This is a genomic window from Asanoa ferruginea (assembly GCF_003387075.1).
GTDB lineage: Bacteria > Actinomycetota > Actinomycetes > Mycobacteriales > Micromonosporaceae > Asanoa > Asanoa ferruginea.
In genome coordinates this window covers 3938561-3960256 of record NZ_QUMQ01000001.1, presented here as the reverse complement: position 1 = coordinate 3960256, position 21696 = coordinate 3938561, and the positions used below count along the sequence as shown (strand labels likewise).

The window sequence follows — 21696 nt, the reverse complement described above, 5'->3', positions numbered from 1 at the left end:
GCCACCCGTCCCGTTTTCGTGCGTTGGTGTTACTCGGTGCGCAGGTCGACCGCGCTGGCGGCGCCCGCGCCGATCGCCGTCTGGGCCGAAGCCAGCAGTTCGGCGTCGACCGACGAGTCGACGGTCAGCGTCATCAGCGCCTCGCCGCCGGCCTCGCGGCGGGCGACCTGCATGGCGGCGATGTTGACACCGTGCTCGCCGAGGATCGAGCCGATCGCGCCGACCACGCCGGGACGGTCGGCGTAGCGGAAGAACAGCAGGATGCCGTCGGCGGCCAGCTCGAGCGCGAAACCGTCCACTTCGGTCAGCTTCGCGACCTCGCGAGTGCCCGAGATGGTGACCGTGCCGGAGACGCTGACCGAACGGCCGTCGGGCAGCGCGCCGCGAACGGTGACCAGCGTCGGCTGCTCCGCGGTGTCGGGCAGGGTGACCAGGTTGACCTCGACGCCGCGGTCGGCCGCGATGTGCGGCGCGTTGACGTAGGTGACCTGCTCCTCGACCACCGACGCGAACAGGCCCTTGGTGGCGGCCAGCTTGAGCACCGACACCTCGTTGGTCAGGATCTCGCCGCTGACCTCGACGGTCACGCTGGCGGCGACACCACCGGCGACCGCGGTGAACGCGCGGCCGAGCTTCTCGGCTAGCGGCAGCAGCGGACGGACGTCTTCGGCGACGATGCCGCCGGCCTGCACGTTGACCGCGTCGGGCACGAACTCGCCCTGGAGGGCCAGCTTGACCGAACGGGCGACGGCGAGGCCGGCCTTGTCCTGCGCTTCGGCGGTGGAGGCGCCCAGGTGCGGCGTGGCGACGACGTTGTCGAACGCGAAGAGCGGCGACGAGGTGCACGGCTCCTTGCTGTAGACGTCGATGCCGGCGCCGCCGACCCGGCCCTCGGCGATCGCGTCGGCGAGCGCCTGCTCGTCGATCAGCCCGCCGCGCGCGGCGTTGACGATGCGGACGCCGGGCTTGACCAGCGCCAGTTCCTTCTCACCGATCAGGCCGACGGTCTCCGGCGTCTTCGGCAGGTGGATGGAGATGAAGTCGCTCTCCCGCAGCAACTCCTCCAGACCCACCAGGCGTACGCCGAGCTGAGCGGCCCGGGCCGGCTGCACGTAGGGGTCGTAGGCGATCAGTCGCGTGCCGAACGCGGCGATCCGCTGCGCGAACAGCACGCCGATGCGGCCGAGTCCCACCACGCCGACGGTCTTCCCCTGGACCTCGACGCCGGTGTACTTGGACCGCTTCCACTCCCCCGCCTTGAGCGCGGAACTCGCGCTCGCCGTGTTGCGCGCGACCGCGAGCAGCAGGGCGACCGCCTGCTCCGCCGCGGAGACGATGTTCGACGTCGGCGCGTTGACCACCATGACGCCGCGCGCGGTGGCGGCCGGCACCTCGACGTTGTCGAGGCCGACGCCCGCGCGAGCGACCACCTTGAGCCGCGGCGCGGCCGCGATCGCTTCGGCGTCGATCTGGGTGGCACTGCGGACGATCACCGCGTCGGCCTCGGCGAGCGCGGGCAGCAACGCCTCGCGGTCGGAGCCGTCGACGTGACGGACATCGAAGTCGTGCGCGAGCACGTCGATCGCGGCGGGGGCCAGTTCTTCGGCGATAAGAACTACGGGAGTCATAGGTCCTCGTAAATTAGGGAAAGGGCGCCGGCAGCGGCTGCCTACCGTTGAAATGGTAGGCGCCGGGCCGGCGCCCCATGTTGTCCCTAGGGCGTGTTTGCCCTCACAACGGGAGCTATCACGCTGTTAGGGCGTGTCGGTCGTCACGCCGTTTCGGTGATCGGACGGTCCACCCAGCTCATCATTCCGCGCAGCTTGCGCCCGGTCTCCTCGATCGGGTGAGCCGCACCTTCCTGACGCCACTTGGTGAAGTTGGGGCGCCCGTTGTCGTCTTCGGCGATCCACTCACGAGCGAACTCGCCGGACTGGATCTCGCCGAGGATGCGGCGCATCTCGTCTTTCACGCGGGCGTCGATGACGCGCGGGCCGCGGGAGTAGTCACCGTATTCGGCGGTGTCCGAGACGCTGTAACGCATCCGGGCGATGCCGCCCTCGTACATCAGGTCGACGATGAGCTTGAGTTCGTGGAGGCACTCGAAGTAGGCGATCTCCGGGGCGTAGCCGGCCTCGGTGAGCACCTCGAAACCGGTCTGCACCAACGCCGACGCGCCTCCACAGAGGACAGCCTGCTCGCCGAAGAGGTCGGTCTCGGTCTCTTCCTTGAAGGTGGTCTTGATGCCGCCGGCACGAAGACCGCCGATCGCCTTCGCGTACGACAGAGCGAGCGCGAGCGCGGTGCCCGTGGCGTCCTGCTCGACCGCGACCAGCACCGGCACGCCCTTGCCGTCGACGTATTGCCGGCGCACCAGGTGGCCCGGGCCCTTCGGCGCGACCATGGCGACGTCCACGTTGGCCGGTGGGGTGATGAACCCGTAGCGGATGTTGAGGCCGTGGCCGAAGAACAGTGCCTTGCCCTCGGTGAGGTTGGGCTCGATGGCCTCGGCGTAGAGCTTGCGCTGGGCGGTGTCGGGGGCGAGCACCATGATGACGTCGGCCTCGGCGGACGCCACCTCCGGCGTCTCCACCCGCAGGCCCTGCTCCTGCGCCTTCTCCCGGCTCTTCGACTCGGCCGGCAGGCCGATCACGACGTCGACGCCGGAATCGCGCAGCGACAGCGCGTGCGCGTGCCCCTGGCTGCCGTAGCCCAGGACGGCGACCTTCTTGCCCTGGATGATCGACAGATCGGCGTTGTCGTCGTAGAAAACCTCAGCGGTCATGACTTCCCTCTCGCGTGTGGTGCTGTCGGTCAGGCGGCGCGGAGCGCCGGCCCGGTCGTGATGGAACGTGATCCGCGCCCGATCGCGACCATCCCGGACTGGACCATCTCCTTGATCCCGAACGGTTCGAGGTCGCGCAGGAGCGCGTCCAGCTTGTCTGCGGTGCCGGTCGCCTCGATGGTCAACGTGTCAGACGCCACGTCGATGACGCGGGCCCGGAACAGGTTGACGGTTTCGAGCACCTGGGAGCGGACCGCGCGGTCGGCGCGCACCTTCACCAGGACGAGTTCGCGCTGCACGGACTGCACCGGGTCGAGCTCGACGATCTTGAGGACGTTGACCAGCTTGTTGAGCTGCTTGGTGACCTGCTCCAGCGGCGACTCGTCGGCGTTGACGACGATCGTGATGCGGGAGATCTCGGCGTGCTCGGTCTCGCCGACCGCGAGCGAGTCGATGTTGAAGCCGCGCCGGGAGAACAGCCCCGACACCCGGGCCAGGACACCGGGCTTGTTTTCCACCAGCACTGACAGTGTGTGCTTGGACATCACAACTCATCCTCGTCGAAGGCCGGGCGGACGCCACGGGCGAACATGATCTCGTCGTTGCTGGTGCCGGCGGCCACCATCGGCCACACCATGGCGTCTTTGCCGACCACGAAGTCGATGATCACGGGGGCGTCGTTGATCGCCATCGCGGCCTCGATCGTCTTGTCGACGTCTTCCTTGGTCTCGCAGCGCAGCCCGATGCAGCCGAGCGCCTCGGCCAGCTTCACGAAGTCGGGGATGCGGTGCTTGTGTGTGCCCAGGTCGGTGTTGGAGTAGCGCTCGCCGTAGAACAGCGTCTGCCACTGGCGCACCATGCCGAGGTTGCCGTTGTTGATCACGGCGACCTTGATCGGGATGCGCTCCAGGGCGCAGGTGGCCAACTCCTGGTTGGTCATCTGGAAGCAGCCGTCACCGTCGATCGCCCAGACCGCCGTGTCGGGCATGCCGACCTTGGCGCCCATCGCGGCCGGGACCGCGTAGCCCATCGTGCCGGCGCCGCCGGAGTTGAGCCAGGTGTAGGGCTTCTCGTATTTGATGAACTGCGACGCCCACATCTGGTGCTGGCCGACGCCCGCGCAGTAGATCGCGTCGGATCCGACGAGCTTGCCGATCCGCTCGATCACGTATTGCGGTGCGAGCGTGCCGTCGGTCGGCTCCTCGTAACCCGGCCCGTAGCGCGTGCGCAGGTCGTCGAGTTGGGCCCACCACGCGGTGCGGTCACCGGTGCGGCCGGCGGCCTGCTCGGTGGCGATGGCACCGAGCAGCTCCTCGATCACATACTTGGCGTCGCCCACGATCGGGACGTCGGCGGCGCGGTTCTTGCCGATCTCGGCCGGGTCGATGTCGGCGTGCACGATCGCGGCGTCGGGCGCGAACGAGTCGAGCTTGCCGGTCACCCGGTCGTCGAACCGGGCGCCGAGCGCGATCAGCAGGTCAGACTTCTGCAGCGCGTAGACCGCGGCGACCGTGCCGTGCATCCCGGGCATGCCCAGGTGCTGCGGGTGTGAGTCGGGGAACGCGCCGCGCGCCATCAGCGTGGTGACCACCGGGATGCCGGTCTGCTCGGCCAGCTTGAGCAGCCCCTCGGTGGCGCCGGCCTTGAGCACGCCGCCGCCGACGTAGAGCACCGGGCGCTTGGCGCCGCTCATCAGGCGCGCCGCCTCGCGGATCTGCTTGCCGTGCGGGTGCAGCGTCGGCCGGTAGCCGGGCAGGTCGAGGGTCGGCGGCCAACTGAACGTGGTCATCGCCTGGAGCACGTCCTTGGGCACGTCGACCAGGACCGGGCCGGGCCGGCCGGTGCTCGCGAGGTGGAACGCCTCGGCCAGGATCTGCGGGATCTCCTCGGGGGTCTGCACGAGGTAGTTGTGCTTGGTGATCGGCAGCGTGATGCCCTGGATGTCGGCTTCCTGGAAGGCATCGGTGCCGATGGCCGGCCGGGCGACCTGGCCGGTGATCGCCACGATGGCGACCGAGTCCATGTAGGCGTCGGCGATCGGGGTGACCAGGTTGGTCGCGCCCGGGCCCGAGGTCGCGATGCAGACGCCGACCTTGCCGGTGGCCTGCGCATACCCGGTCGCGGCGTGTCCCGCGCCCTGCTCGTGGCGGACCAGGATGTGGCGGACCGACGAGTCGTAGATCGGGTCGTAGAGCGGGAGGATCGCTCCGCCCGGGATCCCGAATGCCACCTCGACACCGAGCGACTCGAGCGACTTCACGAGCGACTGCGCGCCGGTGACCTTGACCGGGGCGGGCTGCTGGGCCGGCACGGGACGCTCGGCCGGCGGCTGCGGGCGCTCGGCGTGGCTGCCGTGGCTGGCCTGCGCGGCGATCGTGGCCGGCGTGGCATGGATCCGGTGGGCGATGGTCTCGGGAGTGGGTCTCGTCATGGCGGATGCCTTCGCTCGGTTCTGCGCTCGTGTGGTGTTGACGATCTAGTTGCGGCGACCGCGGTGATCCGGGTCACGTGCGTCTGGGCACAAAAATGGCCCTCGTGCAAATGCACGGGGCCAGCGCACTCTCTGGGGTGAGAGTGCGCTCAGATAAGTACTCGAGACGACCAGCGTGGCGACATGGACCTAACTTTGGCGTATCTCGCGGGATGAGTCAACTGATCCCACATCCTGGGCCGGGGGTGTCGCGACGGCCCGCTGAGCTGGCGGAGCGAGCTCCCCGCATGCGGGGCGATCAGCCAACTTTTCGCCGACCGTACTCGAACGGGTGGTTCTGTCGCGTCGCGCACCGGGCGACGTCGCGGCGTCGAGCATGGCTTCGAGGTGTTCGGCCGGGACGCCCCAGCCGAAGAGCTGGCCCTGCCCGAAACGGCAGCCGGCGTCGAGCACGGCGGACAGCTCGTTTTGGTTGGTGACGCCCTCGGCGATCACCTCTAGCCCGAGCCGGTGGCCCAGCCGGACCACGATGTCGACCAGCGGGCCGCCCTTCGGGCGGGTCGGCTTCGTGTTGCCCAGCGGATCGAGGCCACCGGCGAGCGTGATCAGCGGCGGGAGGGCCCGGTCGCCGCCCGGCTCGGCCTCGGCGACCAGGCTGTGGTCGATCTTGAGGATGTCGATCGGCAGCCGGCGGAGCTGGCCGAGCGATGAGTAGCCGGTGCCGAAGTCGTCGAGCGCGATGCGGACGCCGATCGCGCGCAGCGCCCGCAGCCGCTTGATCAGCTCGTCGAGGTCGGTGGCGACGGCGTGCTCGGTGACCTCGAGCACCAGCCGCTGCGGCGGCACCCGGTGTGCGCGCAGCGCCTCGGCGACCTGGTCGACATATTCCGGCGCGTGCAGCTCGCGCGGCGAGACGTTGACGCTGACCCAGACATCGTGCCCGTCGGCCAACCAGCGGGAGAGCTGGTGGCAGGCCTGGTGAAGGACCCAGGCGCCGAGCTTGGCGATCATGCCGCACTCTTCGGCGATCGGGATGAACTCGTCGGGGCGGATCGCGCCCAGGTCGGGGTGGTGCCAGCGGAGCAGCGCCTCGGCGCCGACCGGCTGCACCGACGGCATGATCACCACGGGCTGGAACGCGAGGTGCAGCTCGCCCCGCTCGATCGCGCCGCGCATCTCGTGCTCGAGGGTGGTGCGGCGGCGCAGGAGCTGGTCGTAGGAGGCGTGGTAGCGCTCGACCCGGTTCTTGCCGCGCTGCTTGGCGTAGCGCAGCGCCAGGTCGGCGTGCTGGAGCAGGGTGGACTCGTCGGACGCCGTCTCGCCACCGGCGACACCGATGCTGACGCTCAGGAACACCCGGCCGGACTTCTGCTCGTAGGGCTTGTTGAGCACCCGGAGCAGTCGCTCGGCCGCGCCCTGGGCCTCGTGCGGTTTGGCCCACATCAGCACCGCGAACTCGTCGCCACCGAGCCGGGCCGCCACGTCGCCGGGGCGCAGGTTCATCCGCAGCCGCTGGCCGACCTCGACCAGCACGTCGTCGCCGACGTCGTGGCCGCGCATGTCGTTGACGTTCTTGAAGCCGTCGAGGTCGAGGCCGAGCAGCACGCACGGCTTGCCTGGCTCGACCTCTTCGGCGAGCGCGCGGAGCAGGCCGCGGCGGTTGGCCAGGCCGGTCAGCGGGTCGGTGTGTGCCAGCTCCTTGAAGTGCGCCTCGCCGTCTTGCAGCCGGATCGCGTAGTTGCGCACGTCGCGCAGCGCGACAAACTGGCGGGCCACCAGGGCGAACCCCTCGAGGCTGCCGAGCGCGATGCCCATCGCGGTGAACTGGCCGCCGATCATCACGTGCACCATCCCGGAGATGGCCATCGCGAGCATCGGGACGAACGCGTAGGAGGTGCCGCGGCGGATCACGTCGAGCTCGGCGATCGCCTCGGTGTCGACGCCGCGGCCGGCGAACGCGACGACCATCAGCGCGATCGGCATCACCACGCCGCTCAGCGTGGCCAGGCCGGGGCCGGCCTGGCAGAGCCCGGCGGTGAGCCCGACGCCGCAGGCGGCCACGGAGATCGCGCCGCAGCCCATAAGCAGCAGGCGCAGCCGGGAACCGGCGCCGCGCATCGTGACGATCACGACGATGCCGACCGCGAGGGCGGCGGCCGCGGCGGAGACGTAGAGGCCGACGCACGGGCGCGGTGTCGCCGGGCCGAAGATCTGCGTCGGCGGCGACACGAGGACCCAGCCGACGAACCAGAGCGCGAACGCGATCACCAACGCGTCGAGCAGGTGCCGGCCGGCGATCCGCCGGGTGCCGGCGGCCCAGGGCAGCCGGAGCAGGCCGGCGCACATCACCCCGGCACCGATCGCGGCGCCGATGCCGATGCCGATCGCGAAGTTGGTGCGGGCCTCCTGGTGGTGGCCCCACTGTTCGGCGAACGTGAGGACGCCGACCAGCGCGATCGCCGTGGTCAGTGCGGCGAGCGCGCTGCCGATCGCGAGCATGAGGTGGGCCTGGCGGGCGGCGCCGACGCGGGCCCGCGCGGAGGAAACCAACAGAACCGTGACGACCGCAGCCGCCAAGGTGCCTGCGGCGGCTGCAAGGGCCGCACCGGTCCCGAAGTGCACACATCAACTGTGCCGGATGCAAACGACGCATGGGGGACTCTATGTGCGACGCACACCCGACTCGCGTCTACGGCGCATTCCGGCATATGACGCAATTCACCCCGTCAACTGTCCCGTCTGGTGGACGTATGACGTACCTGACGCGCGCTTGCCGGGTTGCGCGGTGCGAGACTTGACAACATGCCTGAGCTGCGCTCCAGAACCTCGACACACGGACGGACGATGGCCGGCGCCCGGGCCCTCTGGCGGGCCACCGGGATGACCGACGATGACTTCGGCAAGCCGATCGTGGCCATTGCCAACAGCTTCACGCAGTTCGTACCCGGGCATGTGCACCTACGCAACATGGGCGCGCTGGTCGCCGACTCGATCGCCGAGGCCGGCGGCGTCGGCCGCGAGTTCAACACGATCGCGGTCGACGACGGCATCGCGATGGGCCACGGCGGCATGCTCTACTCGCTGCCCAGCCGCGAGCTGATCGCCGACGCCGTCGAATACATGGTCAACGCGCACTGCGCCGACGCGCTGGTCTGCATCTCCAACTGCGACAAGATCACGCCGGGCATGCTGATCGCCGCGCTGCGGCTCAACATCCCCACCGTGTTCGTCTCCGGCGGGCCGATGGAGGCCGGCAAGACCATCGCGGTCGACGGTGTCGTGGGCAACAAGCTCGACCTGATCGACGCGATGATCGCCGCGTCCAACGACGAGGTGAGCGACGCCGAGCTCGGTGAGATCGAGCGGTCGGCCTGCCCGACCTGCGGCTCGTGCTCCGGCATGTTCACCGCCAACTCGATGAACTGTCTGACCGAGGCGATCGGCCTGTCGCTGCCCGGCAACGGCTCGACGCTGGCCACCCACGCGGCCCGCCGCAAGCTGTTCACCGACGCCGGCCGCACGGTCGTCGACCTGGCCAAGCGCTACTACGACGGCGACGACACCTCGGTGCTGCCGCGCAACGTCGCCAGCCGGCCGGCCTTCGAGAACGCGGTCGCGCTCGACGTCGCGATGGGCGGCTCCACCAACACGGTGCTGCACCTGCTCGCCGCCGCGCGGGAGGCCGAGCTCGACTTCACGGTCACCGACATCGACGCGATCTCGCGCCGGGTGCCCTGCCTGTCGAAGGTGGCGCCCAACACGCCGAAATACCACATGGAAGACGTGCACCGCGCCGGCGGCATCCCGGCGATCCTGGGCGAGCTGGCCCGCGGCGGCGCGCTCAACACCGGGGTGCACTCGGTGCACTCCCCCGACCTGGCGTCGTGGCTGGCCGAGTGGGACATCCGCGGCGGCTCCCCGTCGGAGGCGGCGCTCGAGCTCTTCCACGCTGCGCCCGGCGGCGTGCGCACCACCGAGCCGTTCTCGACCGAGAACCGGTGGTCCACGTTGGACACCGACGCCGCCGACGGCTGCATCCGCGACGTCGCACACGCGTACACCGCGGATGGTGGTCTGGCGATCCTGCACGGCAACCTCGCGCCTGAAGGCTCGGTCGTCAAGACCGCCGGCGTCGACGAGGAACTGTGGCGCTTCAGCGGCCCCGCGAAGGTGTTCGAGTCGCAGGAGGCCGCGGTTGACGGCATCCTGGCCAAGGAGATCCAACCGGGCGACGTCGTCGTCATCCGCTACGAGGGACCGCGCGGCGGGCCGGGCATGCAGGAGATGCTCTACCCGACCTCGTTCCTCAAGGGCCGCGGGCTCGGCAAGCTGTGCGCGCTGATCACCGACGGCCGCTTCTCCGGCGGCACGTCCGGCCTGTCGATCGGGCACGTCTCCCCCGAGGCGGCCGGCGGCGGCTTGATCGCCCTGGTCGAAGACGGCGACGAGATCGTCATCGACATCCCGGCCCGGTCGTTGACCCTCAACGTGCCCGACGACGTGCTCGACGCGCGCCGGGTCGCGCAGGAGAAGCGCGACAAGCCCTACACGCCGGTCGACCGGCAGCGCACGGTGTCGGCGGCGCTACGGGCCTACGCCTCGATGGCCACCTCGGCCAGTGACGGCGCCTACCGCAAGGTTCCGGAGTAACACCTTGCCCGGCGGTCGCCCCACCGGCGGCCGCCGGCTCGGTTAGCATTTGCGGGTACTCGCGACTGGCGCAGCGAGGTGGAACTGACCACCGGGGAGCTCCCAACGACGCACCGCGCGCCTGGGTGTGGCGTTTTCGACGCCTCTGGAGACCACCGTGCACGTGCCACCGATTCCACACCTGACCGCGTCAGACCCCGATCTCGCCGCGCTGATCGAGGCCGAGGCCACCCGCCAGCACGACAAGCTGCGAATGATCGCTTCTGAGAACTACGTCTCCGAAGCGGTGCTCGAGGCCAGTTCCACGGTGCTGACCAACAAATACAGCGAGGGCTACGCGGGCAAGCGTTACTACGAGGGCCAGCAGCTCATCGACCCCATCGAGACGCTGGCCATCGACCGGGCCAAGAGCCTGTTCGGTGTCGACCACGCCAACGTCCAGCCCTACTCGGGCTCGCCCGCCAACCTCGCCGTCTACCTGGCGTTCCTTTCGCCGGGCGACACGGTGATGGGCATGTCGCTGCCGATGGGCGGCCACCTGACCCACGGCTGGTCGGTGTCGGCGACCGGCAAGTGGTTCAACCCGGTCCGCTACGACGTCGACCGCACGTCCGGCCGGATCGATCTCGACCAGGTCCGCGACCTGGCCCGCGCCGAACGTCCGAAGGTGATCTTCTGCGGCGGCACCGCCGTACCCCGGACCATTGATTTCCCGGGTTTCGCCACCATCGCCCGCGAGGTCGGCGCGATCCTGGTCGCCGACATCGCACACATCGCCGGCCTGATCGCGGGCGGCGCACACCCGTCGCCGGTCGGCCACGCCGACGTGATCACCACAACCACACACAAGACCCTCCGCGGCCCGCGCGGCGCCATGATCATGACGACCGCCGAGCACGCGACGGCGATCGACAAGGCCGTCTTCCCGGGTCTGCAGGGCGGCCCTCACAACCACACGACGGCGGCGATCGCGGTCGCGCTGAAGGAAGCTTCCACGGCCGATTTCCGTCGCTACGCGCACCAGGTGGTCGCCAACGCTTCGGCGCTCGCGACGGCCCTGACCGGGCACGGCTTCACGCTGATCTCCGGCGGCACCGACAACCACCTGATCCTGGCCGACCTGACCAGCAAGGGCATCGCGGGCAAGCCGGCGGCGCAGGCACTCGACCGGGCGGGCATCGAACTCAACTACAACACGGTGCCGTTCGACACCCGCAAGCCCTTCGACCCGTCCGGCATCCGGCTGGGCACGTCGGCGCTGACCACGCGCGGGCTCACCGAGGAGCACATGCCGCAGGTGGCCGCGTGGATGGACGAGACGGTCACGGCCGCCCTAAAGGACGACGAGGCGACCATCGACCGCATCGCCGGCGAGGTGCGTGGTCTGCTTTCCGCCTTCCCGATGCCGGGGTATCGGGCGGCCTGACGCGTGACGGGGCTGGGCGGCTTCGCTGTCGCCCAACCTCCTTTTTGGAGCGGATGGCTCGGGTTCGCGGTGGGCACGACCGTCGCTCCCGCCAGACAACGCTGCGCTTCGCTCCGCTGCCAGGCTCGTCGCCGCTCGCTCTCACCGCAACGGCCGGCGGATCAGCGACCCGCCGGAGTCCCGGACGGCGATGACAGCGGTTCGGCGGTTTCCGTTGGTGGCGCGGGGATGTCGGCCGGCGGCGTTGACGTGCCCGTTGGCGTCGGGGTCGGGGTCGGGGTCGGCAGGGTCGGTGTCGGCGTCGGGTTGACCGGCGGGCGGGCGATCACGGTGCGGTTGAGGGTCACCTGGGCCTGGCCGGTGCCGCCGAGCTGGATGTCGTCGTAGGCCTGCAAGGTCTTGGCGTCGTCGAAGTAGAGGACCGACATCTGCAGCGGCGTGGGCTGCTCGCCCTCCAGGCCGCGCAGCCCCGCGCCGCCGGTCGAGCCCTCGACCAAAACCCGGCTCGGGTTCTTGATGGTCGGGCCGGGTGGCAGCATCCGCACCTCGCGGTGATGGATGTGGCCGGCGAGGATCGTCGGGCAGACGCCGTTGAGCGCGGGCGCCGACTCCGGGTCGTGCACCAGGCAGACGTCGGCCGGCTTCCCGCTCGCCTTGACGGTGGCGGCGAGTTGGGCGCCGGCGTCGTACACCTGCTCGATGACCTGCTTCGAACGCCCGGAGCCGGCCGGTGACGTTTCCTTGTCGGGGGTGAAACGCGGATCGCCGATGCCAGCGATGCGCAGGCCCGCGACCTCGGTGACCCGGTTCTCGAGGACGACCGCGCCGCGCTGCCGGCCGACCGCGGCCGCCGTCTTCGCCGAGTCGTGGTTGCCGCGGATGTAGACGTAGGGGACGCCGAGCAGCGAGATCGAGCCGACGTAGGTCGCTTCCGGCTCGGAGCCCCAGTCGGTGATGTCGCCGGTGTCGATCACCGCGTCGATGTCGAACTGCTCGACCACGGTGCGGATGGTCGGCCAGGCCGACGGGTTGAGGTGCAGGTCGGAGACGTGCAGGATGCGGATGCCGCCGTCGGTCTGCCCGTAGATCGGCAGCCGGTTGACCGTCGTGTAGATCCGGCTGACGTTGGCGACGATCGTCTTCAACTGCTCGGCGTATTTGCCGTAGTCCTGCGCGATCCGCCGCGCGTCACCGACGATGGCGGGCGCGTTGACCAGCAGGCCCTCGTAGCGCGGCTGCTCGATCGAATCAGGTCGCAGGGTGCCGGCCGCGAGCCCGAAGGTGCCGGCCGTGACCACCAGCGCGACGCCGCCGCACCAGGCCGCCCGCCGGGTGTTGCGGAAGACCAGCAGACCGAGCACGACCGCACCGAGTACGGCGACCGAGACGGTGCGGAAGCCGAGCCGCAGGATGCCGTTTTCCAGGTCGTCGACCACGCTCTGGCTGGCCCGGGTGATGCCGTTGGGATCGGTGATCAGCGCCTGGGTGCGGTTTTGGTCGAGGGCGCCGAGCCGCACGGTGAACCGCAGCGGACCGTCGTGGCTGTCGATGTGCAGGGCGCCCAGCGGCGGCACGACGACCTCGGTCTCACCGCTGGTGGCCGGGCGCAGCGAGAGGTCGGCCTGGAACGGGCCGATGTCGGTCTGCGCGCGGGCGCCGAGGAGCACGCCGATAACCAGGCCGACCAGCGCGACCGCCAGGATCGAGAGCAGCACGCCGCCGCGCCGGGTCGGCCGGGACTTCGCGGCCCGCTTGAGCGCCGCCCAGACCCGGACCCGTCGCGCCGGCTTCCCGTCGCCCTCCTCAGTCACGTCTTCCATCATTCCCCGCTGCCGGCACGGTCAACTCTTTCCCGCGCCGCCGCCGGAGAACACGAGGCGCAGGATGCGGTCGTCGTCGGGCTTGGGGTCGCCCCGCCCGTCTTTGTTGGAGGTGCTGACCCAGAGCGACCCGTCCGGCGCGGCGACGGCGGCCCGGAGCCGGCCGTATTCGCCCTGCAACAGCGGGCGTGGTGCGCCGAGGATCGTGCCGGAGTCGGTCAGCTCCATCGCCCACAGCCGCTGGCCCTTGAGGCAGGCCGCGACCAGGATCCGCTCGATCACGGCCGCGCCGGAGCAGCTCGACTCGCTGGTCGGCCAGGTCACCAGCGGGTCGACGAACTTGCCCTTGTTGGCGCCCTCGGCCTTGCCCTCGACGGTCGGCCAGCCATAGTTTTTGCCCGGCTGGATCAGATTGATCTCGTCAAAGGTGCTCTGCCCGAACTCGGTGGCCCAGAGCCGCTTCCCCGAATCCCAGGCGATGCCCTGCACGTTGCGGTGCCCCATCGACCAGACCAGCGAGTTGGGGAACGGGTTACCCGGCGCCGGCTTGCCGTCGGCCGTCATCCGCAGGATCTTGCCGCCGAGGCTCGCCTTGTCCTGCGACCGCCCGCGATCGGAGGCGTCGCCGGTGGTCACGTAGAGGAAGCCGTCGGGCCCGAACGCGAGCCGCCCGCCGTTGTGGATGCCGGACAGCGGAATGCCGGTCACGATCGGCTTCGGCTGGCTGCCCAGGGTCATCTTGGCGACCCGGTTGTCGTCAGCCGTCGAGTAATAGATGAAGACGGTTTTGTCGGTCTCGTATTTCGGTGAGACCGCGATGCCGAGCAGCCCACTCTCACCCTGGGCGTCGACCCCGTCGAGCGTCTGCGCGGTGGTCACCTTGAGCCCGTTGGTGTCGGACTCGGGACCAACCTTGAGGATCCGCGCGGTGTCGCGCTCGGTGACCAGTGCGCCACCATCGGGCAGGAACGCGATGCCCCACGGCACCTCGAGCCCCTTGGCGACGACGGAGACGGCGACCGACTGGTCGAGGCCGTCGTCGTTGGACGCCGACGGATCGGCGGAGGGCGTCGGCAGGTTGGGCGGCTCCCCCGCGGCGTCGGGATCGGGCGGCCCGAAGGCGCACCCGGAAGCCGCGAGCAGCAGGGCGGCCACGGCGGCGACGGCGAAGCCACGGCGGCGGGACGAGGGATGGCCGGTCACCCGGCACAGCCTAGCGGGGCTCCCTGACAAGACGGTGTGCATGCATCAACGGAGCCCCACCACGACCGCGCGGTTCCGGGATCAGCTCTCGACGATCGGTTCGGACACGATCCAGAGATGGCCGTAGGGGTCGGCGAACCGACCGTCCTTCATGCCGTAGCCGTGGTCGGAGACCGGGAAGACGACACTCGCGCCGGCGTCGACCAGGGCCTTGGCGGCGAGGTCGGCGTCGGTGACGCCGAGATGCATGATGACCGGGGTGCCGCCCAGCGAGGTCGGCGCGCGGTCGCCGCCGTCTTCGTCTTTGAGGTGGATCCGCGAACTGCCGATGGTGAGCTCGGTGTGGACGATGCGGCCGTCGTCGTCGGTGTAGCGCTTGCCTTCGCTCGCGCCGAGGGCACGCTGGTAGAACGCGACGGCGGCGGCACCGTCGGCGACGACGAGGCGGGGAATCAACTCGGTGACAAACTCCATTGCCCTATCGTCGCCCCTGGTCGGACGGGTCAGATAGGAAAAATCAACCTTCCTTCTGTCTCGACGATCTGCTGATGCGGTCACTGCGTGAAGGCACGGCACTCTGGGCGCGACCAGACCTGGCCGGGCCCGCAACCGGAGTCCGGGGAGCGACCAAGGCCCGCAGACGACCCGGGCTCAAGTCGACGCGATGACCCGGCGGCGACACCCAGCGCCAGACCCAACCCATCTGGGGTGGCCGATCTGTCAAGAGAAAGATCGACTTAGCAGATTTCGCGCCCCAGATGGCATTGGGCCACGTCTTGCCGATCATCGCGGCCCCCGCCAGTGCCAGCCGCCGCATTGCGGCGTCGCACACACCCGGCATCTCAGTGGGCGACGAGCCGCCACGGCCCGGCGCGGCTCACGACGATCAACACGAAACGGCCTGGACCCAACCCGGCGCGACCCACCCCCGGACTGCGGGGCTGCCCCCCCGGGCGGACGGATCCTCCGTGGCCAACAGGACCGCGGCCTTGTCCGCCCAGACACCGCGGCCTTGTCCGTGCAGGGGCCGACCCCCTACGCGGCCAACCCCCAGACGCGGCGGCCCACCGCGCAGGGAGGCTGGCGGTCATCGCGCGGCGATGGTCGAGGAGCGGCGCATTGATCAAGATCGTGCGTGGGTGTGACGCGGGCGCTTCGTGGGTGGGAGCGGTTCGCGCCGGTCAGCGGGTGGACGGGCTTGCCTGAGCCATTGGCGAGGAGGACGGTCATGGGCGAGAGTATGCGCGCGACCACCGACAGAAAGGGCTCGAAGGGAAGGTGCGAGGATGGCCGACATGAACCGGGTACGTTTCCGTCCGCATCAGTCGATCTTGATTGCCGCGTTCATCGCCTTTGTCGGTGTGCTGCCGATCGCTTTCGGGCCGAGTTTGCCGTCCGACACCGTCTCGGCTGACGACGGTTCGCCGGTGCGGTGGCTGTTCGTACCCCTGTTGCTTATCCCGATTGCGGTTTTTGTCTGGGTTCTTCGGTCTGGCACCGACGCCGACGCCTCCGGGGTGCGCGTGCGCGGGCTGCTCGCCAGCAAGCGGATCCCCTGGTCAGAGATTCGCGAGCTGGCCACCGACAAGCGCGGTCGGGCGGTCGCGCTGCTGCGTGACGGCTACGCGGTCAACCTGGCCTCCGTGCGGCAAGACGACGTGAGCCGGCTGGTCGCGGCCAGCGGCAACCCCATCGTCTGGCACAAGAACACAGCCGAGGATCAGTAGCCGCCGACGACCTCGTTGACCAGCGGCTCGCCGGCCACGAAGCGCCGGAGTTGCTCGCCGATCAGCTGGTAGGCGCGCGGGTGCAGGCCCCGCACCGACCCGGCCACGTGCGGCGTGATCAACACGTTCGGCAGGTCCCAGAGCGGATGGTCGGCCGGGAGCGGCTCGGGTTCGGTCACGTCGACCGCCGCACCGATCCGGCCCGACGACGCCGCCTCGACCAGGGCCGCCGTGTCGGCGACTGGGCCGCGGGCCGCGTTGACCAGCAGCGCGCCGTCTTTCATCGATGCCAGGAACTCGGCCGAGATCAGGCCGCGGGTCTCGTCGGTCAGTGGCACGATCACCACGACCACGTCGGCCTCGGGCAGCAGGGCCGGGAGGTCGGCGACCGGGTGTACGCCAGCGCGGGCCGTGCGTGCCACCGACGTGACCGAGACCTCGAACGGGGCCAGCCGGGTCTTGATCGCCGCACCGATCGAACCGGCGCCGACGATCAGGACGTGCTTGCCGGCCAGCTCGTCGGTCGGTGCGAAACGCGAGTAGGACCAGTCGTGTTGGGCCTGGGCGCGCGCGAAGCCCGGGAACTCGCGCAGGTAGGACAGGATCGCGGTGAGCACCCACTCCGCGGTCGACGAGTCGTGCACCCCGCGGGCGTCGTGCAGCGTGACGCCGGGCGCCAGATGGCCGAACCACGCATCGGCGCCGGCGCTCAGCAACTGGACCACCCGCAGCGCCGGCATCTTGGCGGCCACCTGCACCGAGTCGGCCTGCGCCAGGAACGGCGGCACCCAGAACACCACGTCGGCCGGGTCGGACGGGAGGCGGTCGGGGCGTTCGGCGATCTCCAGCGTCACCGTCGCCGGCACCTCGCCGAGCAAAGCGCGGCCGTTCTCGTGGGGAATCCAGACCTTCACGGCGCTCACGCTACCGTCACTCGGGCAGTGGGAGATCGACGCGGGTGGCCGGCTGGATGAGGTCGTAGCCCGACACCACCGACGCCGTGTAGGCGAGCTGATGGGTGTCGAGATAGTCGCGCACCGCCGCGCTCTCCGCGGACCCGGTCGGCAGCGCGAACGTGCGGGTCGGCCCCGCCGCGACGGCATCGCGATAGGGCCGGTAGCGGTCGAAGCCCGGCGTCAGGTCGGCGGCGATCACCGCGCAGCGCACCCGTTCCGCCGAGATGTAGGCGACGTAGTCGCAAGTCCAGTATTCGGAGTAGACCAGGGTCACGCCGCGCCGGTCGAGTTCGGCGAGCAGTCCCACCTGCCGGTCGTCGACCGACTTGATATGCGGCAGTTCGTGCACCACGTAGCCGGTCGCCAGCAGTGCCGCCGCGCAGACGACCGCCAGCCCGGCCGCGCCGAACCAGCGGGATACCCGGCCCCGCAACAGGGTCCACAGTGGCCAGAGCACGGCCGGCGTCGAGATCAACAGGCAGTGCAGGTAACGGCCGCTCTCGATGGGGGTGTTGCCGGCGGCGTTGCTGCGCGCGTACACGATGAGGCTGATGAACGCGGCCACGACGAGCGCCAAGCGGCCCGCGGCCAGCGCCCGATCGGTGCGGATCAGCCGCCACGCGCCGTAGCCCGCGACAGCGAGCAGCACCAGCCACGCCGGGCCCCACCAGAGTTGCCACGGCTCGCAGCGCCCCGGCGCGCACATGCCCGTCGCCAGCGGGATGCCGGTCAGCACGCCGCCGTGCAGCCGCTCGCCCCACGACGCGTCGGGGCCGCCGCCGTTGAGGCCGAGGAACGTCGGCACCGCGCTGAGTCGCCACGGCGAGGTCAGATCATGGATCAAGAGCGGCGCGGCACCGAGGACGGCGCCGCCCGCCAGCGCGATCCAGGCGCGCCGGGCTGCTTTTTTCATCAGGAGTACGCACGCCGCGGCGGCCAGATAAGGCAGTACCAGCCAGTCGACCCACAGCATGAGTCCGGCGAGCAGCCCGAAGGCGGCGTAACCGACGGTCCGGGGTCGCGCCGGCAGGGCGACCGCGAGCAGCATCAGCGCGGCACCGGCGACGTTGATCTCCGGATAACCCCCGCCCGAGATGACCTGATTTTTCAGGACCCGGTCGGAGCCCAGGGCCAGGATCCCGACGACAAGGGTGGCGAACCACGGCGAGTAGAGCCGCCTGGTCAGCGCCCACATCGCGGCCAAGAAGCCGACGTAGAGCAGCAGGTTGGGCAGCCGCAGCGCCAGCACCGACCCGTGCGCGAAAGCGACCAGCGGCGCGGCCAGATAGGCCTCGAGCGTGCCCATGTAGTTCTGGCCGTAGAAATAGACCGGCAGCCCGCGACCCTGCGCGATGTGCAGCGCGGCCAGGCCCATCGTGCCCTCGTCGCTGTTGGTCGGCGGCGCGCCCGCGAGCAGCACGGCCAGCCGGTAGCCGAGACCACCCAGCCCGAGCAGGAGAGCGACGATCGCCGCGGCGCCGGGCCGGCGACGGCCAGCTGATGGCGACACTGCTGGCGTGGAGGTCTCCGCCCCGGTCAGGATCGCCACGCCGGGCAGTCTCTCACGATGCCGGCGGAGCCGTCGTTGCCCGGTGTCGCAAAAGATCTTGATCGACCCGTTCTGCCAGGCCGCGGCCGGCTCGCCCCGTCGCCCGGCTGCGGGCAGCTCGCCATTTGTGGTGCGGTGGCTGACGCTTGTTGGTCGGCGAAGCCGACAACACTGCCAGGAGATCTAGTTAAAAAGTGGTAGCCGGAGCTACCAGTTTTTACCTAGATCTCCGAGATTTCCTCTGGATCATGGACGGGGATCGGGCAGATCCGAGCTTTTCGCCTAGCCGTCACTAGCAGGAATGGCGGCCGCGCGGGCAGCGACCGGGCCGTCCTGGTCAGGCCGAAGACCGGCGCCATCTCGACCGGCGCGCAGCCGGCGGCGCAGCAGCGCGGTCACCGCGAGGCTGGCCAGCGCCGCCACCGTCATCGCGGTAGCCGCGCCGGTCGCCTCCGCGACCGAACCCGTCGCGCTGGCCCCGACCGCTTGGAAGGTCATCCGGCCGCTGCCATCCAGGCCGAGCGCCTGTCCCCGCAGCCGGCCCGGGGTGATCTCGACCAGCCGCTGCTGCAACCCGAGCGTCCCCGCGTAGCCGAACGAAGCGACGAACACCGCCACCGCACCCACCACGGGACCGGGATGCAGGAAGAAGAGGAGATAGGGCACGGCGAGCAGCGTCTGGAGCGGAGTGATGAACCGGTCCAGCAGCACGGGCGGCACGAACCGCCCGACGATCAGATCCCCGGTGAGCATCCCGGCCGCACCCGCGACGAACAACACGGCCGCCAGATCGCCGGCGTAGGGCACGTACATCGCCTCGGCACCGACGATCAGCCCGTTGGGTACCCAGGCGGCGAGCAGCACGGCCCGGATCGACGGGTCGGCGAACAGCGCACGGTTGCCCCGCCAGGTCGCGGCGACCCCGGCCCGGCCGGTGGCGCGCGGTTCCCGGGTACGCAGGCCGAAGAAGGTCACCGCCGCCGAGATCGCGATCAGCACGGCGGCGACCGCCAGCGCGCGGTGCGGCCCGAGCGTGGCGATCAGCGTGCCGCCGGTCGCGAACCCGAGGATCTGCATCGCGCCGACCGAGACGTTGAGTGTCGCCCGGCCGAGCACGTAGCCCCCGGGTACCACGTCGACGATGATCGCGCTGCGGACACCGCCGCTGAGCGCGTCGACCGCGCCGAACGACATGATCAGCAGCAGCATGCCCCAGACCGGCAGCACGCCGGTGGCGAGCAGCACCGCCGCGAGGGCCCGGGCGAGGTCCCAACCGGCGAGGAAACCACGCGGGCGCACCCGATCGGCGTACGCCAGCAAGGTCATCGCACCTAATGCCTGTGGCAGCAGCCCACCGAGGAACGCGAGCGCCGACAGCAGCGGTGAGCCGGTCGACGCGTAGACCAGTGCGGAGAGCGCGAGCATCTGGATGGTCTTGCCGGCGACCGTGGCGGCGTTGCCGGCGAACAGCGCCCGGAACTCACGGTTGGCGAAGATCTCGCGGTAGGTCGTCACGCTCCGCACCATCGACCGCCAACGGGCGGCGGCGATAGAGTTTCGTCCGGAGACGAAAATGACCGTTGTGAAAGTCGACCCGACCGACCTGGCCAACACCCGCTTCGCGCTGTCGCCGATGGTCGAGTTGGTCGGTGCGCTGATGGTGCTGGCCAACCCGGGCCCACCAGCGGCCTGGCAGGCGCCCTGGGTGACCCGGCACCGCCCGGTGTTCGACGCCGTCGCCGCGACCGAGCCGACGCTCGCCGCGCTGCTCGCCACGATGCGCGGTGCCCGCTGGACCCCCGACTTCCTCGTGCCACCACCGTCCGGAATGGACACCACGTTCGCGGCCGAGCTGGCCCGGGTCCGGGAAACCCCGATCGAGCGCGTGCACCGCGACCTCGAACTGACCGCGCTGGCCGGCCCGCACAACGCCGGCCGGCTCGGCCGCGCCCGCCGGCCACCGCCGGAAGCGTTCACCGCACCGGACACCCTCGACCGCCTCGCCGGCGCGCTCGAAACGCTCTGGTCCCGCGCGTTCGCAGCGGATTGGCCGGTGCGGCGCGCGTTGCTGGAACGCGACGTCGTGCAGCGGGCGGGCCGGTTGGCGACCTATGGCTGGGCCAGTGCGTTGTCCGGCCTGCGCCCCGGATTCCGCTGGCGAGACGACGGCGAGATCGAGATCAACGACTGGGACTCGCCACCGTACGTCGTCGGCGGCGCCGGTCTGGTCCTGGTACCTGGCGGTTTCGGCAAGGGCTGGATCAGCGCGGACCCGGACGCTGGCTACGCCCTGGTCTACCCGGCCCGTGGCATCGCCGCGCCCACCGACACTCCGGCCCCCGACGGCCTCGACCGCCTGGTCGGCCCGGCCAGAGCCCGTCTGCTGCGCGCGCTGGCCGAGCCGGCGAGCACCACCCACCTCGTCGGTGCGCTCGGCATGACCCTCGGCGCGGTCGGCGACCACCTGGCCGTGCTGCGCGCCGCCGGCCTGGTCACCCGCGCCCGCAGCGGCCGCTCGGTGCTCTACCGCCTGACCCCGCTCGGCGCGGCACTGGCCGCCGCTCCGGCGGAACCCTAGGCTCGCTGTCGTGGGGTTCACCGTCGAAGAGGCCAACGGGGTGCTGGCCGACAACTTCGCGCCCTGGGTACGCGACCTCGGCCTTCTGGTCGAGCAGGTCGAGCCCGGCGTGGCCACCCTGCGGCTGCCCTGGTCAGACCGGCTGGCCCGGGAGGGCGGCGCGATGAGCGGCCAGGCGCTGATGGCCGCCGCCGACACCGCGACGGTGATCGCGATCTCCGCGGCCCGCGGCGGCTTCGTGCCGATGACCACGGTGCAGCTCTCCACCACGTTCCAGCGCCCGATCGCCGGCGTCGACGTGCGGGTGCTGGCCCGAGTCACCAAGCTCGGCCGCACCCTGGCCTTCGCCGACATCGTGCTCACTCCCGACGGCGCCAGCGCGCCGGCGGCGCAGGCCCACACGGTCTACGCCCTGCTCGGCTGACCAAGACCGTGATATCTGTCGGCGTAACTTTGCGCGCGGGACGCTCGTTGTCGATGTGAGGCGAGGTATCTTCATCGCCGCGACTCCCCCGGCCCCTCCACCCAAGGGGATGACCGCAGTGTCATCTACGCCCCTACAGCTGCCCCG

General features: G+C 70.5%; 16 protein-coding genes and 1 riboswitch. Of the genes, 5 read left to right on the top strand and 11 right to left on the bottom strand.

The genetic code is table 11. The features are described 5' to 3' along the window. Positions 1–29: 29 nt before the first annotated feature. The 5 genes from serA to DFJ67_RS18490 form a co-directional block, all read right to left on the bottom strand. Complete coding sequence (gene serA / locus DFJ67_RS18510; RefSeq protein WP_116069134.1) at positions 30–1628, bottom strand: phosphoglycerate dehydrogenase; 1599 nt, start codon at positions 1626–1628, stop codon at positions 30–32. A 143-nt stretch (positions 1629–1771) separates the two neighbouring features. Continuing rightward, positions 1772–2785, bottom strand: a complete 1014-nt coding sequence (gene ilvC / locus DFJ67_RS18505) for a ketol-acid reductoisomerase (RefSeq protein WP_116069133.1) — start codon at positions 2783–2785, stop codon at positions 1772–1774. Between the two features lie 29 nt (positions 2786–2814). Next, a complete protein-coding gene (gene ilvN, locus DFJ67_RS18500) occupies positions 2815–3330 on the bottom strand; it encodes an acetolactate synthase small subunit (protein WP_116069132.1) in 516 nt (171 codons plus the stop codon). Further along, complete coding sequence (locus DFJ67_RS18495) at positions 3330–5216, bottom strand: acetolactate synthase large subunit (protein WP_116069131.1); 1887 nt, start codon at positions 5214–5216, stop codon at positions 3330–3332. The genes ilvN and DFJ67_RS18495 overlap by 1 nt, the downstream gene beginning before the upstream one ends. Positions 5217–5405: 189 nt before the next feature. Further along, on the bottom strand, positions 5406–7838 hold the full coding sequence (locus DFJ67_RS18490) for a putative bifunctional diguanylate cyclase/phosphodiesterase (RefSeq protein WP_409362958.1): 2433 nt from the start codon (positions 7836–7838) through the stop codon (positions 5406–5408). Positions 7839–8018: 180 nt separating this feature from the next. Here DFJ67_RS18490 and ilvD point away from each other — a divergent pair, with 180 nt between their 5' ends. Continuing rightward, positions 8019–9866 (top strand): dihydroxy-acid dehydratase, encoded by a 1848-nt coding sequence (ilvD, locus tag DFJ67_RS18485; protein ID WP_116069130.1) that lies wholly within the window; start codon positions 8019–8021, stop codon positions 9864–9866. 51 nt (positions 9867–9917) lie between these two features. Beyond that, positions 9918–10000: riboswitch (ZMP/ZTP riboswitch) on the top strand. A gap of 23 nt (positions 10001–10023) precedes the next feature. After that, a complete protein-coding gene (locus DFJ67_RS18480; RefSeq protein ID WP_116076367.1) occupies positions 10024–11292 on the top strand; it encodes a serine hydroxymethyltransferase in 1269 nt (422 codons plus the stop codon). A gap of 161 nt (positions 11293–11453) precedes the next feature. On the opposite strand, the gene DFJ67_RS18475 is transcribed toward DFJ67_RS18480, so the two are convergent. Genes DFJ67_RS18475 through DFJ67_RS18465 form a run of 3 tightly spaced genes read right to left on the bottom strand, consistent with a single transcriptional unit; the run spans position 11454 to position 14789 of the window. Next, positions 11454–13112 (bottom strand): metallophosphoesterase family protein, encoded by a 1659-nt coding sequence (locus tag DFJ67_RS18475; RefSeq protein WP_409362959.1) that lies wholly within the window; start codon positions 13110–13112, stop codon positions 11454–11456. Between the two features lie 21 nt (positions 13113–13133). Then, positions 13134–14357 carry a PQQ-dependent sugar dehydrogenase gene (locus DFJ67_RS18470; RefSeq protein WP_116069128.1) on the bottom strand — a complete coding sequence of 408 codons (1224 nt, stop codon included), beginning with the start codon at positions 14355–14357 and terminating at the stop codon, positions 13134–13136. 39 nt (positions 14358–14396) lie between these two features. Next, complete coding sequence (locus tag DFJ67_RS18465) at positions 14397–14789, bottom strand: VOC family protein (protein WP_116069127.1); 393 nt, start codon at positions 14787–14789, stop codon at positions 14397–14399. An 812-nt stretch (positions 14790–15601) separates the two neighbouring features. Between DFJ67_RS18465 and DFJ67_RS18460 the strand changes: the two genes are divergently transcribed. Beyond that, the gene (locus DFJ67_RS18460) at positions 15602–16042 is read left to right on the top strand and encodes a PH domain-containing protein (protein WP_116069126.1); all 441 of its coding nucleotides are present in this window, start codon (positions 15602–15604) and stop codon (positions 16040–16042) included. On the opposite strand, the gene DFJ67_RS18455 is transcribed toward DFJ67_RS18460, so the two are convergent. The 3 genes from DFJ67_RS18455 to DFJ67_RS18445 all read right to left on the bottom strand — a co-directional run bounded on the left by DFJ67_RS18455 (position 16036) and on the right by DFJ67_RS18445 (position 20062). Then, on the bottom strand, positions 16036–16956 hold the full coding sequence (locus DFJ67_RS18455) for a 2-hydroxyacid dehydrogenase (protein WP_116076365.1): 921 nt from the start codon (positions 16954–16956) through the stop codon (positions 16036–16038). The two genes, DFJ67_RS18460 and DFJ67_RS18455, sit on opposite strands and share 7 nt — an antisense overlap. Before the next feature lie 16 nt (positions 16957–16972). Then, positions 16973–18547 (bottom strand): hypothetical protein, encoded by a 1575-nt coding sequence (locus DFJ67_RS18450; protein ID WP_239097405.1) that lies wholly within the window; start codon positions 18545–18547, stop codon positions 16973–16975. Between the two features lie 282 nt (positions 18548–18829). Further along, positions 18830–20062, bottom strand: a complete 1233-nt coding sequence (locus DFJ67_RS18445) for an MFS transporter (RefSeq protein ID WP_203783961.1) — start codon at positions 20060–20062, stop codon at positions 18830–18832. A 58-nt stretch (positions 20063–20120) separates the two neighbouring features. Between DFJ67_RS18445 and DFJ67_RS18440 the strand changes: the two genes are divergently transcribed. Next, the gene (locus tag DFJ67_RS18440; protein WP_116069125.1) at positions 20121–21125 is read left to right on the top strand and encodes an ArsR/SmtB family transcription factor; all 1005 of its coding nucleotides are present in this window, start codon (positions 20121–20123) and stop codon (positions 21123–21125) included. 10 nt (positions 21126–21135) lie between these two features. Continuing rightward, a complete protein-coding gene (locus DFJ67_RS18435) occupies positions 21136–21549 on the top strand; it encodes a PaaI family thioesterase (protein WP_116069124.1) in 414 nt (137 codons plus the stop codon). Positions 21550–21696: the final 147 nt, after the last annotated feature.